Annotated in this window: 1 protein-coding gene; it reads right to left on the bottom strand. The window is 44.8% G+C overall.

All coding sequences use genetic code 11. The annotated features are described in order from the left end of the window. Window positions 1-60: 60 nt before the first annotated feature. The coding region (locus tag J3492_RS13040; protein WP_243453265.1) for an RNA-guided endonuclease InsQ/TnpB family protein at window positions 61-525 on the bottom strand (465 nt) is incomplete at its 5' end.

The following is a 525-nucleotide window of genomic DNA, read 5'->3' on the forward strand; positions in this document are numbered from 1 at the left end:
TGCTCTTATACCAAGACCTTCTCTACCTTTCGGACTGTCTTGGCGAGAGCCGCAATTTGATCAGGTTTGGGTGCTGTACGCTTCATTGACTTCAAGATAGTGGCAACCTGCGTTTGCGCATTTATAATCCAGTTGCCGCTTAATCTCAAACCAACCAGCGTCATAGACGGATTTGGCCAGTTTGGATGAAGTGAATGAGTTTGATTTAATCTTCCCAACAACGATTAAGCTGTTGGCTTTAACAAGCTTTGATGTGAATTTATGGATCAAGTCTTGGCGGGTGTTTTTAATCTTGGCGTGAATGGCACGGACCCGTTTTTTGTTTTTGGCTCTTTGAGCAATGGCCAGTTTTTCTGCGTATTGATGGGTCAGCTTAGTGGTTAGAACATCGCCATTACTACTGACTGCGGCATCTTTACAGCCTAAATCGATACCAACTTGGCCAGTGCCACACTTAATCTTTGGAGATTCTTTAACCGTCACACAGGCATACCATCTGCCTCGTGCATCTTGTACCAGCTCACA

Source organism: Psychrobacter coccoides, from assembly GCF_017498085.1.
Lineage (GTDB): Bacteria > Pseudomonadota > Gammaproteobacteria > Pseudomonadales > Moraxellaceae > Psychrobacter > Psychrobacter coccoides.